The sequence below is a fragment of the Pseudomonas sp. NPDC089406 genome (assembly GCF_044900265.1).
GTDB classification, from domain to species: domain Bacteria; phylum Pseudomonadota; class Gammaproteobacteria; order Pseudomonadales; family Pseudomonadaceae; genus Aquipseudomonas; species Aquipseudomonas fakonensis.
Window position 1 is genome coordinate 1 of the sequence record NZ_JBJDNC010000061.1, and the last position, 14523, is coordinate 14523.

Below are 14523 nucleotides of genomic sequence, written 5' to 3' on the forward strand. Positions count from 1 at the left end.
ATATCGTCAATGAATGCGCATACATCTCCCAAAGCAATAACCATAAGCCCCGAACCCGAACCCGAACCCGAACCCGAACCCGAACCCGAACCCGAACCCGAACCCACCCAACCCCCCCGATTTCCCCCCACCCCAAAAAAGTTGGAAAGCTTCTTGCAAAGCCAGCGCCAGGCGCCACGCAGGCGTCAAAGTTTTGCTTGAAGAGGACTCGCGGTGGATCGCACTCAGTTAATCAGCAGCGCCCGTAACAACCTGGCCGGTCTCGGCCGGGGCAATCTCGGCGTGCCGCTGCTGCTGCTGGTGATGTTGGCAATGATGATGTTGCCGATACCACCGTTCCTGCTCGATGTGTTCTTCACCTTCAACATCGCGCTGTCGATCGTGGTCCTGCTGGTCTGCGTATACGCCCTGCGCCCGCTGGACTTCGCCGCCTTCCCCACCATCCTGCTGGTGGCCACCCTGCTGCGCCTGGCGCTGAACGTCGCCTCCACCCGCGTGGTCATGCTCCACGGCCAGGAAGGCCACGGCGCCGCGGGCAAGGTGATCCAGGCTTTCGGTGAAGTGGTGATCGGCGGTAACTACGTGGTCGGTGCGGTGGTGTTCGCCATCCTCATGATCATCAACTTCGTGGTGGTGACCAAAGGTGCCGGGCGTATCTCCGAGGTGAGCGCGCGCTTCACCCTCGACGCCATGCCCGGCAAACAGATGGCCATCGACGCCGACCTCAACGCCGGCCTGATCGACCAGGCCCAGGCCAAGGCGCGGCGCGCCGAGGTGGCCCAGGAGGCCGAGTTCTACGGCTCGATGGACGGTGCCAGCAAGTTCGTCCGCGGTGATGCCATCGCCGGCCTGCTGATCCTCTTCATCAACCTCATCGGCGGCATGCTCATCGGCATGCTGCAGCACGGCATGACCTTCAGCGATGCCGGCAAGATCTACGCCCTGCTGACCATCGGTGACGGTTTGGTGGCGCAATTGCCATCACTGTTGCTGTCCACCGCCGCCGCGATCATGGTTACCCGTGCCTCGGGCTCCGAGGACATGGGCAAGCTGATCAACCGGCAGATGTTCGATTCGCCCAAGGCGCTGGCCGTCTCTGCCGCCATCATGATTGTCATGGGCCTGGTGCCGGGCATGCCGCACATCGCCTTCCTCAGCCTGGGCGTGGTGGCTGGCGGCGCTGCGTACCTGGTGTGGAAGAAGCAGCAGAAGGCCAAGGTTGTGGCTCTGCAAGAGGTCCAGCGCCAGCAGGAGCTGCTGCCTTCGCCGCAGCGCGCCATGGAAACCAAAGAGCTGGGCTGGGACGACGTCAACCCCATCGACATGATCGGCCTGGAAGTCGGCTACCGCCTGATTCCGCTGGTCGACCGCAACCAGGGCGGCCAGTTGCTGGCGCGGATCAAGGGCGTGCGCAAAAAGTTGTCCCAGGACCTGGGCTTCCTCATGCCCACCGTGCACATTCGCGACAACCTCGACCTGCAGCCCAGCGCCTATCGCCTGACGCTGATGGGGGTGATCCTGGCCGAGGCCGAGATCTACCCGGACCGCGAGCTTGCCATCAACCCCGGCCAGGTGTTCGGCACCCTCAACGGCATCGCTGCCCGTGACCCGGCGTTTGGCCTGGAGGCGGTGTGGATCGACCTGGCCCAGCGCGCCCAGGCGCAGTCGCTGGGCTACACCGTGGTCGATGCCAGTACCGTGGTCGCCACCCACCTCAACCAGATCTTGCAGAAGCACTGCCATGAGCTGATCGGCCATGAAGAAGTCGTGCAATTGCTGCAGGTGCTGGCCAAGGCCTCGCCGAAGCTGGCTGAAGAAGTGGTGCCGGGCGTCATTTCCTTGTCGGGGCTGCTGAAGGTTCTGCAGGCACTGCTGTCCGAGCAGGTGCCGGTGCGTGACATCCGCAGCATTGCCGAAGCCATCGCCAACAATGCCGCCAAGAGTCAAGATACCGCCGCGCTGGTGGCTGTCGTGCGTGTCGGCCTGTGCCGTGCAATCGTGCAAAGCATTGTCGGCGTTGAGTCCGAGCTGCCTGTGATCACCTTGGAGCCAAGGTTGGAACAGATCTTGCTCAATAGTCTGCAAAGGGCCGGGCAGGGTCAGGAAGATGGTGTTCTTCTTGAGCCAAGCATGGCCGAAAAGCTTCAGCGTTCGTTGATCGAGGCAGCCCAGCGCCAGGAAATGCAGGGCTTGCCGGCCATCCTTCTGGTAGCCGGCCCGATCCGAGCCATGCTGTCGCGCTTCGGCCGCCTGGCTGTACCGAATTTGCATGTTTTGGCGTATCAGGAAATACCTGACAACAAGCAAGTCACCATCGTTGCCACCGTGGGGCCTAATGGCTGAGGTAGTGGGTTATGCAAGTTAAGCGTTTTTTCGCCGCTGATATGCGTCAGGCCATGAAGCTGGTCCGGGATGAGCTCGGCTCCGATGCCGCCATCATCGGCAACCGGCGCATCGCCGGCGGTGTCGAACTGACGGCCGCGCTGGACTACAAGCTGTCCGCCCTGGCCCCGCGCGTACCCAACGCCGAACTCGAGGACGAGCTGCGCAAGACGCAGTCGCGCATCGTCACCGCCCAGGCCGAAATCGACGGGCGCAGCGAGCTGGGCGAGGGCAATCGCCAGCTGTTCGCCGGCTTGTCGCTGACCGCCTCCGAGCCGCTGGTCGAGCCCCATGTCGAAGCCCCGGCGCCTGCCGCCGCACCTGCGCCGGCTGCGGTCGATAGCCGGGTGTTCGACGCCATGCGTTCGGAGCTTTCGGGCCTGCGCGAGCTGCTCGAAGTGCAGCTCGGCTCGCTGGCCTGGAGCCAGCTGCAGGGCAACAAGCCGCAACAGGCCAACCTGTGGCGCCGCCTGCAGCGCCTGGGCCTGTCGGGCGGCCTGGCCCGCGAGCTGCTGGAACTGACCGCCGAAATCGAAGAGCCGCGCCAAGCCTGGCGCATGGTGCTGGCGCACCTTGCGCGCATGATCGAAGTGCCGTCGGTCGAACCGATCGAGGAGGGCGGGGTGATTGCCATGGTCGGCCCGGCCGGCATGGGCAAGACCACCACGCTCGCCAAGCTCGCCGCCCGCTACGTGCTCAAGTACGGTGCCAACAACCTGGCGCTGGTGAGCATGGACAGCTTCCGCATCGGCGCCCAGGAGCAGCTCAAGACCTTGGGCCGCATCCTCAACGTGCCGGTCACCTACGTCGACCCGGGCGAGTCCCTGGCCCAGGCCCTGGAGCCGCTGCTGCGCAAGCGCGTGGTGTTGATCGATACCGCCGGCCTGCAGGCCAGCGACCCGGCCCTGCGCATGCAGCTGGAAACCCTGGCTGGCCGCGGCATCGCCTCGAAGAACTACCTGGTGCTGGCAACCACCAGCCAGAAGCAGGTGCTGACTGCCGCTTATCACAGCTACAAGCGCTGCGGGCTGGCAGGGTGCATCCTGACCAAACTGGACGAGACGGCCTGCCTCGGCGAAGTGCTGAGCCTGGCCATCAGCCACGAACTGCCGGTGGCCTACCTGACCGACGGGCCGCGCATTCCGGATGACCTGCAATTGCCACGCAAGCACCAGCTGGTCAGCCGTGCGGTGAGCGTGCAGATGCAGGACGAGCCCAGCGAGGAGGCCATGGCCGACATGTTCGCTGATCTCTACCACAACCCCGGCAAGCGGGCGGGTTGAGGGTGAATACTGTGCAAAGTACCTACATCACGGGGTTGCCCGGCCGGTCCATGGCCTCGAGCGTTCAGCCCCTCATGTGGCTTGGGTTCAAGCGAGACAAGGTAAACAACAGACATGGGTAGCATGCATCCCGTACAGGTGATCGCCGTCACCGGTGGTAAAGGTGGCGTCGGCAAGACCAACGTTTCAGTGAACCTGTCCCTGGCGCTGGCCGAACTCGGCCGCCGGGTCATGCTGCTCGACGCCGACCTGGGCCTGGCCAATGTCGACGTGTTGCTCGGTCTCACCCCAAAACGCACCCTGGCCGATGTCATCGAAGGCCGCTGCGAACTGCGCGACGTGCTGTTGCAGGGGCCGGGCGGTGTGCGCATCGTGCCGGCCGCCTCCGGCACCCAGAGCATGGTGCACCTGGCTCCGGCGCAGCATGCCGGGCTCATTCAGGCGTTCAGCGAGATCGGCGACAACCTCGACGTGCTGGTGATCGACACCGCTGCAGGTATCGGTGACTCGGTAGTCAGCTTTGTTCGCGCCGCGCAAGAGGTGCTGCTGGTGGTGTGCGACGAGCCCACTTCCATCACCGACGCCTACGCGCTGATCAAGCTGCTCAACCGCGACTACGGCATGAACCGTTTCCGCGTGCTGGCCAACATGGCCCAGAGCCCGCAGGAAGGGCGCAACCTGTTCGCCAAGTTGACCAAGGTCACGGACCGCTTCCTCGACGTCGCCCTACAATACGTCGGCGCGGTGCCTTACGACGAATGCGTGCGCAAGGCTGTGCAGAAGCAGCGGGCGGTCTACGAGGCCTTCCCTCGGTCCAAGTGTGCGCTGGCCTTCAAGGCCATCGCGCAGAAGGTCGACAGCTGGCCGCTGCCTGCCAACCCGCGCGGGCACCTGGAGTTCTTCGTCGAGCGTCTGGTACAACCCACCAGTGCGGGGCCGGTGCTATGAGTGCGAGCGGTTTCAAGATGTACAGCAAGGCGTCCAAGGACGCCCAGTACGAGCTGGTGGAACGTTACGCGCCGCTGGTCAAGCGCATCGCCTACCACCTGCTGGCACGCCTGCCGGCCAACGTGCAGGTCGAGGACCTGATCCAGGCCGGCATGATCGGCCTGCTGGAAGTCGCCAACAAGTACGACGCCAGCAAGGGCGCCAGCTTTGAGACTTACGCCGGCATCCGCATCCGCGGCGCCATGCTCGACGAGGTGCGCAAGGGTGATTGGGCACCTCGTTCGGTGCACCGCAACACGCGCATGGTCAGCGACGCGATTCGCGCTGTTGAAGCAAGATCGGGCCGTGACGCTAAAGATCACGAGGTTGCTGCCGAACTCCAATTGAGTCTCGATGATTACTACGGGATTTTGAACGATACCTTGGGCAGCCGCCTGTTCAGTTTCGACGACCTTTTGCAGGACGGCGAACATGAGGGGTTGCACGAGGATGGAGCGAGCGGGCAGCTGGAGCCGTCGCGTGACCTGGAAGACGAGCGCTTCCAGGGTGCGCTGGCCGATGCGATCGCCAACCTGCCGGAGCGTGAACGCCTGGTGCTGGCGCTGTACTACGACGAAGAGCTGAACCTCAAGGAAATCGGTGAGGTCCTGGGGGTCAGCGAGTCGCGGGTCAGCCAGCTGCACAGCCAGTGCGCCGCGCGTCTGCGCAGCCGCCTTGGGGAATGGCGGGCGCGTTGAACCCAGGTTCGATGCAGTCGTTTTTTTGTAGTGCCGAATTGATTGAGCGCGCGCTCGGCGCCGAGCGCGTTAAAGACTGCTTGGAGGTCTAATTGAACAAAGACATGAAAATCCTCATCGTTGACGACTTTTCGACGATGCGGCGGATCATCAAGAACCTGTTGCGTGACCTGGGGTTCACCAACGTCAAGGAAGCTGATGACGGCAACACGGCACTGCCGATGCTCAACAGCGAGAACTTCGATTTCCTGGTAACCGACTGGAACATGCCCGGCATGACCGGTATCGACCTGCTGCGCGCCGTGCGTGCAGACGAGCGCCTCAAGCACCTGCCGGTGCTGATGGTCACCGCCGAAGCCAAGCGCGAGCAGATCATCGAAGCCGCCCAGGCCGGCGTCAACGGTTACGTGGTCAAGCCATTTACCGCCCAGGCGCTCAAAGAAAAGATCGAGAAGATCTTCGAACGCGTCAACGGCTGAGTCACGTCAGGGGGCGCAATGGAGTCAACCAACAACTCTCTGGGTGAGTTCGAAACTACCCTGAAGAAGCATGCCCAGGAACTGGTCGAGAGCCTCGAGCGCGGCCGGTTCGGTGATGCGGTGCAGCTGATCCACCAACTGAACCAGACCCGCGACCGCGGTCTGTACCAGGAAGTCGGCAAGCTCACCCGCGAACTGCACAGTGCAATCGTCAACTTCCAGATCGACCCGGCCATGCCGCAGGCCGAGGAAGTGTCGCAGATCACCGATGCCACCGAGCGCCTCTCCTACGTGGTTCGCCTCACCGAAGGTGCGGCCAACCGCACCATGGACCTGGCGGAGGCGTGCACCCCGGTGCTCAACGACCTCGCCGCCGAGGCCCAGAGCCTGTCCGCCGACTGGCAGCGCTTCATGCGCCGCGAGGTGGCAGCGCCTGAATTCCGTGAGCTGGTCAAGCGGGTCGACAGTTTCCTGACGCAAAGCGCCGAAGGTAACCAGAAAGTCGCCAGCCACCTCAACGATATCGTCCTGGCCCAGGATTATCAGGATCTGACCGGCCAGGTGATCAAACGGGTGACCGCCTTGGTCACCGAAGTCGAAAGCAATCTGCTCAAGCTCGTGCTGATGGCCAGCCAGGTCGACCGCTTTGCCGGTATCGAACATGACCACCAGCAGCTGCGTGCTGAAAAAGATCAAGAAAAACATCCGACTCGGGGTGAAGGTCCGCAGATTCATGCCGATAAGCGTGAAGACGTCGTGTCCAGTCAGGACGATGTCGATGATCTGCTGTCCAGCCTGGGTTTTTAAGGAGCACGTTTAATGAGCTTCGGCGCCGATGAAGAAATCCTCCAGGATTTCCTGGTAGAAGCCGGCGAAATCCTCGAGCAACTGTCCGAGCAACTGGTCGAGCTGGAAAGCCGGCCTGACGATGCGGACCTGCTCAATGCGATTTTCCGCGGTTTCCACACTGTAAAAGGGGGCGCCGGCTTCCTCCAGCTCAATGAGCTGGTGGAGTGCTGCCACATCGCCGAGAACGTGTTCGACATCCTGCGCAAAGGTGAGCGCCGGGTCGACGCGGAACTGATGGATGTGGTGCTCGAGGCACTCGATACGGTCAACAGCATGTTTGGCCAGGTGCGCGAGCGCAGCGACATCACCCCAGCCACCCCGGAGCTGCTGGCCGCGCTGTCGCGCCTGGCCGAGCCCGGCGGTGCCGAGGCAACTGCCCCGGCGGCAGCGCCTGAGCCGGTGGCCGAAGCCGCCGCCGAGGCAGACATCACCGACACCGAGTTCGAGCAACTGCTCGACTCGCTGGACGCGGTCAAGGCCGAAGCGGCCGTGCACGAGCAGATGCAGGGCGAAGTGGTCAGCGGCAACGGTGATGAAATCACCGACGCCGAGTTCGAATCGCTGCTCGACCAGCTGCATGGCAAGGGCCAGTTCAGTGCGCAAGCACCAGCCAGTGCACCGGCCGCAGCGCCGGCTGCCGGCAGCGACGAAATCACCGATGACGAGTTCGAGTCGCTGCTCGACCAGTTGCACGGCAAGGGCACCTTTGCGGTCGACGCGTTGCCGGCTGTCAGCGCAGCACCGGCTGCCGCGCCTGCCGGTGACGACATCAGCGAGCATGAATTCGAAGCGTTGCTCGACCAATTGCATGGCAAAGGCAAGTTCGATGGCAGCGCGGTAGCCGCCGAAGCCCCGGCCGCAGCTGTTGCTGCTGCGCCGAAAGCCGAAGCCAAGCCCGCGGCCAAGCCCGCGCCTGCCCCGGCAGCCGCGCCGGCCCCGGCTGCTGCGGCCAAGCCTGCTGCCGCTCCGGCCCCGGCCCCGGCCCGCGCACCTGCGCCGGCCGCCGAAAAGCACGGCGCCAGCGAAGCGGAAACCACCGTGCGTGTGGATACCGCGCGGCTGGACGAGATCATGAACATGGTCGGCGAACTGGTGCTGGTGCGTAACCGCCTGGTGCGCCTGGGCCTGAACAGCGGCGATGAGGCCATGTCCAAGGCCGTGTCCAACCTCGACGTGGTCACCGCCGACCTGCAGACCGCGGTCATGAAGACCCGCATGCAGCCGATCAAGAAGGTCTTCGGGCGCTTCCCGCGCCTGGTTCGCGACCTGGCCCGCCAGCTCAAGAAAGAGATCAACCTGGAGCTGGTCGGTGAAGAGACCGACCTCGACAAGAACCTGGTCGAGGCCCTGGCCGACCCGCTGGTGCACTTGGTGCGCAACGCGGTCGACCACGGTGTCGAGATGCCCGACGAACGCGAGGCCTCGGGCAAGGCCCGTACCGGCCGCGTGGTGCTGTCGGCCGAGCAGGAAGGCGACCACATCCTGCTGTCGATCTCCGACGACGGCAAGGGCATGGACCCAAGCGTGCTGCGTGCCAAGGCCGTGGAAAAGGGCCTGATGGACAAGGACGCAGCTGACCGCCTGAGCGAGTCGGACTGCTACAACCTGATCTTCGCCCCGGGTTTCTCGACCAAGACCGAGATTTCCGACGTGTCCGGCCGTGGTGTCGGCATGGATGTGGTGAAGACCAAGATTTCCCAGCTCAACGGCTCGATCAACATCTTCTCGGCCAAGGGCCAGGGTTCGAAGATCGTCATCAAGGTGCCGCTGACCCTGGCGATCATGCCGACCCTGATGGTGATGCTGGCCAACCAGGCGTTCGCCTTCCCGCTGGTCAACGTCAACGAGATCTTCCACCTCGACCTGTCGCGCACCAACGTGGTCGACGGCCAGGAAGTGGTGATCGTGCGCGACAAGGCGCTGCCGCTGTTCTACCTCAAGCGCTGGCTGGTCCAGGACCAGGCGCACGAGGAGCAGCACGAAGGTCACGTGGTGATCCTCTCGGTCGGCACCCAGCGCATCGGCTTCGTGGTCGACCAGCTGGTAGGCCAGGAAGAAGTGGTGATCAAGCCGCTGGGCAAGATGCTGCAGGGCACGCCAGGCATGTCCGGCGCCACCATCACTGGTGACGGCCGCATTGCGCTGATCCTCGACGTCCCGAGCATGCTCAAGCGTTACGCCGCGCGGCGTATTTGATTCTGGTGGCGCGCCCTGACGGGTGCGCCACCTAATGGAGTGTTTATGGCAGTCAAGGTCCTGGTGGTGGATGATTCCGGTTTCTTCCGCCGCCGTGTCTCGGAAATTCTCTCGGCTGACCCGACCATCCAGGTCGTGGGCACCGCGACCAACGGCAAGGAAGCGATCGACCAGGCGCTGTCGCTCAAGCCCGATGTCATCACCATGGACTATGAAATGCCCATGATGGACGGCATCACCGCGGTTCGGCACATCATGCAGCGTTGCCCGACGCCGGTGCTGATGTTCTCCTCGCTCACCCATGAAGGCGCCCGGGTCACCCTCGATGCGCTGGATGCCGGTGCCGTCGACTACCTGCCGAAAAACTTCGAAGACATCTCGCGCAACCCGCAGAAGGTCCAGCAGATGCTGTGCGAGAAGGTCCACACCATCTCGCGCAGCAACCGCCGTTTCAGCGCTTATTCAAGCCCGGCACCTGCCGCAGCGCCAGCTGCCAGCAGCCCGGCGCCGGCCAGCAGCTTCAGCGCCAGCGCACCGGCTGCGCGCAGCGCAGCACCTGCGCCAACCCGCAGCGCTGCGCCGGCCGCCAGCCATTCGCCGGCGCCCAAGCGCAAGCCTTACAAGCTGGTAGCCATCGGTACTTCCACCGGCGGCCCGGTGGCGCTGCAGCGCGTGCTGACGCAACTGCCTGCCGGTTTCCCGGCACCGATCGTGCTGATCCAGCACATGCCGGCGGCCTTCACCAAGGCCTTTGCCGAGCGCCTGGACAAACTGTGCAAGATCAGCGTCAAGGAAGCCGAGGACGGCGACGTGCTGCGCCCGGGCCTGGCACTGCTGGCCCCTGGCGGCAAGCAGATGATGGTCGATGGCCGTGGCACGGTGAAGATCCTGCCGGGTGACGAGCGCCTCAACTACAAACCCTGTGTCGACATCACCTTCGGTTCGGCCGCCAAGTCGTACGGCGACAAGGTGCTCTCGGTGGTGCTCACCGGCATGGGCGCCGACGGCCGTGAAGGCGCGCGCCTGCTCAAGCAGGGCGGCAGCACGGTGTGGGCCCAGGATGAAGCCAGCTGCGTGATCTACGGCATGCCCATGGCCATCGTCAAAGCCAACCTGGCTGACGCGGTCTACAGCCTGGACGACATTGGCAAACACCTGGTCGAGGCTTGCGTCTGATGGATGTTCTGAGCCTTATCGGCCTGATCCTGGCGTTCGTCGCCATCGTTGGCGGCAACTTGCTCGAAGGCGGGCATGTCGGCGCACTGATCAACGGCCCGGCGGCGCTTATCGTACTTGGCGGCACCCTGGCTGCGGCTTTGCTGCAGTCGCCGCTGTCGTCGTTCAAGCGTGCCCTGCAAATTGTGCGCTGGATCCTCTTTCCGCCACGGGTCGACCTGGCCGGTGGTATCGACCGGGTGGTCAACTGGAGCCTTACCGCGCGCAAGGAAGGCCTGCTGGGCCTGGAAGGCGTGGCCGATGCCGAGCCCGACCCCTATGCGCGCAAGGGCCTGCAACTGCTGGTGGACGGCGCCGAGCCCGAAGCCATTCGCAGCATCCTCGAAGTCGACTTCCTGACCCAGGAGTCCCGCGACATCCAGGCGGCCAAGGTGTTCGAGAGCATGGGCGGCTACGCGCCGACCATCGGTATCATCGGTGCGGTCATGGGCCTGATCCACGTGATGGGCAACCTGGCCGACCCGTCGCAGCTGGGTGGCGGCATCGCCGTGGCGTTCGTGGCCACCATTTATGGTGTGGCCAGTGCCAACCTGATCCTGTTGCCGATCGCCAACAAGCTCAAAGCGGTGACCCTGCGCCAGTCGCGCTACCGTGAAATGCTCCTCGAGGGCCTGCTGTCGATCGCCGAAGGCGAGAACCCGCGCTCGATCGAGCTCAAGCTGCAAGGCTTCATGGAGTAACCATGGCCCGTCGTCGTCGCGTAGAGGAACACGAAAACCACGAACGCTGGCTGGTGTCGTATGCCGACTTCATCACCTTGCTGTTCGCCTTCTTCGTGGTCATGTACTCCATTTCCTCGATCAACGAGGGCAAGTACAAGCAGATCTCCCAGGCGCTGATCGGGGTGTTCAACGACCCCGAGCGCAGCACCCGGCCGATCCCCATCGGGGAAGAGCGCCCGGTGACGGTCAAACCGGCCGAGCCGTTGATCAAGGACAGCGAGCAGACCGACGCCGGCCTTGCCCAGACCAGCGTCGACCCGCTCAAGAGCATCGCCGACGATGTGCGTGATGCGTTCGGCGACCTGATCAAGAGCGACCAGATGACCGTGCGCGGCAACGAGCTGTGGGTGGAAATCGAGCTCAACTCGGCGCTGTTGTTTGGTAGTGGCGACGCCATGCCCAGCGATGTCGCCTTCGAGATCATCGAAAAGGTGGCGAAGATTCTCAAGCCGTTCGCCAATCCGGTGCACGTCGAGGGCTTTACCGACAACCTGCCGATCCGCACGGCGCAGTACCCGACCAACTGGGAGCTGTCCTCGGCCCGGGCGGCGAGCATCGTGCGCCTGCTGGCGATGGAAGGGGTGAACCCGGCGCGCATGGCGTCTGTCGGCTACGGCGAATACCAGCCGGTGGCCAGCAACGACACGGCCGACGGCCGCTCGCGCAACCGTCGGGTGGTGCTGGTGATTTCCCGCAACCTCGAAGTGCGCCGCAGCCTGACCGGTAGCGGTAGCGCCAATGCCACGCCAGATGCCGCGTTGCGCCGGGCTGGCACACAAAGTGCACCAGCCACGCCAGCATCGGTGGCGGGGCAGTAACTCGTCAATTCTCCGACGCCGTACGCTCTGCAGGAGCCGGCTTGCCGGCGATGCGGACAACGCGGTGTCGGGGCACCGGCGGCGCCGGTGATCGCCGGCAAGCCGGCTCCTACAAGGGTTTCGGCGACATCAACGAGTCAAGAGTTGTCCTATGAGAGTCTGGGCAGTAGCCAATCAAAAAGGTGGCGTCGGCAAGACCACCACCACCATCGCCCTGGCCGGCCTGCTGGCCGAGGCGGGCAAGCGCGTGGTCGTGGTCGACCTCGACCCCCACGGCTCGATGACCAGCTACTTCGGGCACAACCCTGACGCACTCGAGCACAGCAGCTACGACCTGTTCCTGCACAAGGGCAGCGTGCCTGAAGGCCTGCCGGGCCAGTTGCTGCTGCCCACCAGTGACGAGCGCATCTCGCTGCTGCCGTCGAGCACCGCGCTGGCGGTACTTGAGCGCCAATCGCCGGGCCAGAATGGCCTGGGCCTGGTGATCGCCAAGAGCTTGGCGCAGCTGTGGCAGGATTTCGATTTTGCCCTGATCGACAGCCCGCCGTTGCTCGGCGTGCTGATGGTCAACGCCCTGGCCGCCAGCCAGCAGCTGGTGATCCCGGTACAAACCGAGTTTCTCGCGGTCAAGGGCCTGGAGCGCATGGTCGGCACCCTGGCCATGGTCAACCGCTCGCGCAAGCAGGCGCTGCCCTATCAAATCGTTCCGACCCTGTTCGACCGCCGCACCCAGGCTTCGCTTGGCACCCTCAAGGTGCTGCGCGACACCTATGGCGAGCAGGTCTGGCAGGGCTACATTCCGGTCGACACGCGCCTGCGTGACGCCAGCCGCAAAGGCGTCACCCCCTCGCAGTTCGATGGCAAGAGCCGCGGCGTGATCGCCTACCGCGCGCTGCTCAAGCACCTGCTTACTTACCGCAACGCATTGCAGGTGGCCTGATGAACCAAGCGCCGCACATTACCAGCAAGCCGCAGATGGCCCTGCAGTCGTACCTCGACGGCCTGCTGCAGGAGGCCACCGAGTCGTTCGACATGCAGGCCGAAGCGCCGCTGGCTGGCAATGCACCCAACGATGATTTCGAAGCCGCGGTGCGCGAAGAGCAGGCCGCCGATGCGCGCCGCCAGGCCGCGCCGCCACCTGTCGCCGCGCGGCCTTTCGCCGAGCCCCAGGCCAAGGTGCTGCCGACCATCCTGCCACCGGCGCAGCCACGGCCGGAGCCGGTGGTCAGCGTGGTGGAAAGCCAGGTGGTGGCCGAGGCCAGCATTCCGGTACTGACCGAGGTCCAGGTGGCTGAGCCTGTGGCGCCGCTGGTCGACGTGCACCTGCCGGCGCCTGCCGCGCCAGTGCCGCCAGCCAGCGTCGATGGCCGCCCGGACTGGGCCGCCGAGCCATTCGAGTGCCTGTTGTTCGACGTTGCCGGGCTGACGCTTGCGGTACCGCTGGTGTGCCTGGGCTCGATCTACAGCCTGGCCGGCCAGGAGCTGACGCCGCTGTTCGGCCAGCCAGACTGGTTCCTCGGCATCCTCAGCTGCCAGGCGGGCAACCTCAAGGTGCTCGACACCGCGCGCTGGGTCATGCCCGACCGCTACCGCGACGACTTCCGCCAGGGTTTGCAGTACGTGATTTCGGTACAGGGCTACGAATGGGGGCTGGCGGTACACCAGGTCAGCCGCTCGCTGCGCCTGGACCCCAACGAGATCAAGTGGCGCAGCCAGCGTGGCCAGCGCCCGTGGCTGGCCGGCACGGTGATCGAACACATGTGCGCCTTGCTGGATGTGGCCGCACTGGCCGAGCTGATCGCCAGTGGCGCGGTCAAGCAGATGAACACCAAACACAACTGAATCAACGCCGCTACTGCCGCGGCCAATTGAACGAGCACACCGCCGATGGCGGATTTTGAGGGCTAGGGGAATGAAAAAGTCGTCTGCACAAGGTTCCGAAGATCCGATCCTGCAGTGGGTAACCTTCCGTCTGGACAACGAGTCCTACGGCATCAACGTCATGCAGGTGCAGGAAGTCCTGCGCTACACCGAGATCGCCCCGGTACCGGGCGCGCCAAGCTACGTGCTGGGCATCATCAACCTGCGCGGCAACGTGGTGACGGTGATCGACACCCGCCAGCGCTTCGGCCTGATGCCAAGCGATGTGACCGACAACACCCGTATCGTCATCATCGAGGCTGACAAGCAAGTGGTCGGCATTCTGGTCGACAGCGTGGCCGAGGTGGTGTACCTGCGCCAGTCCGAAATCGAAACCGCACCAAACGTCGGTAACGAAGAGTCGGCCAAGTTCATCCAGGGCGTGTGCAACAAGAACGGCGAGCTGCTGATCCTGGTCGAGCTGGACAAGATGATGACCGAGGAAGAGTGGTCTGAGCTGGAGAACATCTGAGTTGATTTTCGAGGTTGCTGTCATCTTCCTGGCGCTGCTGTGGGCGCTGAGCCTGTGGTTCTTCCTCAACTACAGCAAGCGCCAGCGCGAGCTGGCCGCCCAGCAGGCCGAGGGTGATGCGCTGCGTGACCAGCGCATCAAGGATTTGGCCAAGCGCCTGGACGACTACCAGAACGGTACCGTGCGCATGGGCGAGGCGATTCACGAGCTGCGTGCGGTGGTGGCACCGTTGCCGGACAAACTGCAGCAACTGGAGCAGCGCGACCCGAACAACGTCACCTTCGCCCAGGCGGCCAAGCTGGTGGGCATGGGTGCCAGCGTCGAGGAACTGACCCAGACCTGCGGCCTGACCCAGGCCGAGGCGCAGTTGATGAGCAAGTTGCACCGCGGCGAGTAAGATTCGAGATCGAGTGGGGCCGCTGTGCGCCCCATCGCCGGCAAGCCGGCTCCTACACATAACCCTGTAGGAGCCGGCTTGCCG

14 protein-coding genes are annotated in these 14523 nt (G+C 64.3%); all 14 read left to right on the forward strand.

Annotated elements, in window-relative coordinates; all coding sequences use genetic code 11:
- Positions 1-213: 213 nt before the first annotated feature.
- The 14 genes from flhA to ACI2KK_RS26945 all read left to right on the forward strand — a co-directional run bounded on the left by flhA (position 214) and on the right by ACI2KK_RS26945 (position 14439).
- A complete protein-coding gene (flhA, locus tag ACI2KK_RS26880; RefSeq protein ID WP_404671343.1) occupies positions 214-2343 on the forward strand; it encodes a flagellar biosynthesis protein FlhA in 2130 nt (709 codons plus the stop codon).
- 11 nt (positions 2344-2354) lie between these two features.
- On the forward strand, positions 2355-3665 hold the full coding sequence (gene flhF / locus ACI2KK_RS26885) for a flagellar biosynthesis protein FlhF (RefSeq protein WP_404671344.1): 1311 nt from the start codon (positions 2355-2357) through the stop codon (positions 3663-3665).
- Positions 3666-3779: 114 nt separating this feature from the next.
- Positions 3780-4613: a flagellar synthesis regulator FleN gene (gene fleN / locus ACI2KK_RS26890; RefSeq protein WP_016393812.1), complete on the forward strand. Its 834-nt coding sequence runs from the start codon at positions 3780-3782 to the stop codon at positions 4611-4613.
- A complete protein-coding gene (fliA, locus tag ACI2KK_RS26895; protein ID WP_217839638.1) occupies positions 4610-5350 on the forward strand; it encodes an RNA polymerase sigma factor FliA in 741 nt (246 codons plus the stop codon). The genes fleN and fliA overlap by 4 nt, the downstream gene beginning before the upstream one ends.
- A 104-nt stretch (positions 5351-5454) precedes the next feature.
- Positions 5455-5829: a chemotaxis response regulator CheY gene (locus tag ACI2KK_RS26900; protein ID WP_217839637.1), complete on the forward strand. Its 375-nt coding sequence runs from the start codon at positions 5455-5457 to the stop codon at positions 5827-5829.
- Between the two features lie 18 nt (positions 5830-5847).
- The gene (locus tag ACI2KK_RS26905) at positions 5848-6636 is read left to right on the forward strand and encodes a protein phosphatase CheZ (protein WP_217839636.1); all 789 of its coding nucleotides are present in this window, start codon (positions 5848-5850) and stop codon (positions 6634-6636) included.
- A gap of 12 nt (positions 6637-6648) precedes the next feature.
- Entirely contained in the window at positions 6649-8874 is a 2226-nt protein-coding gene (locus ACI2KK_RS26910) for a chemotaxis protein CheA (protein ID WP_404671345.1), read from the forward strand.
- Between the two features lie 45 nt (positions 8875-8919).
- Positions 8920-10050, forward strand: a complete 1131-nt coding sequence (locus tag ACI2KK_RS26915; RefSeq protein ID WP_404671346.1) for a chemotaxis response regulator protein-glutamate methylesterase — start codon at positions 8920-8922, stop codon at positions 10048-10050.
- A complete protein-coding gene (locus tag ACI2KK_RS26920) occupies positions 10050-10790 on the forward strand; it encodes a flagellar motor protein (protein ID WP_217839633.1) in 741 nt (246 codons plus the stop codon). Before ACI2KK_RS26915 ends, ACI2KK_RS26920 begins: the two co-directional genes overlap by 1 nt.
- Positions 10791-10792: 2 nt before the next feature.
- Complete coding sequence (gene motD / locus ACI2KK_RS26925; protein ID WP_217885910.1) at positions 10793-11650, forward strand: flagellar motor protein MotD; 858 nt, start codon at positions 10793-10795, stop codon at positions 11648-11650.
- Positions 11651-11801: 151 nt separating this feature from the next.
- The gene (locus tag ACI2KK_RS26930) at positions 11802-12590 is read left to right on the forward strand and encodes a ParA family protein (RefSeq protein ID WP_217885909.1); all 789 of its coding nucleotides are present in this window, start codon (positions 11802-11804) and stop codon (positions 12588-12590) included.
- Positions 12590-13492: a CheW domain-containing protein gene (locus tag ACI2KK_RS26935; protein WP_404671347.1), complete on the forward strand. Its 903-nt coding sequence runs from the start codon at positions 12590-12592 to the stop codon at positions 13490-13492. The genes ACI2KK_RS26930 and ACI2KK_RS26935 overlap by 1 nt, the downstream gene beginning before the upstream one ends.
- Positions 13493-13562: 70 nt before the next feature.
- Complete coding sequence (locus ACI2KK_RS26940; RefSeq protein ID WP_016393802.1) at positions 13563-14042, forward strand: chemotaxis protein CheW; 480 nt, start codon at positions 13563-13565, stop codon at positions 14040-14042.
- Position 14043: 1 nt separating this feature from the next.
- Positions 14044-14439: a DUF2802 domain-containing protein gene (locus ACI2KK_RS26945; protein WP_217885907.1), complete on the forward strand. Its 396-nt coding sequence runs from the start codon at positions 14044-14046 to the stop codon at positions 14437-14439.
- The last annotated feature ends 84 nt before the right edge of the window (positions 14440-14523 follow it).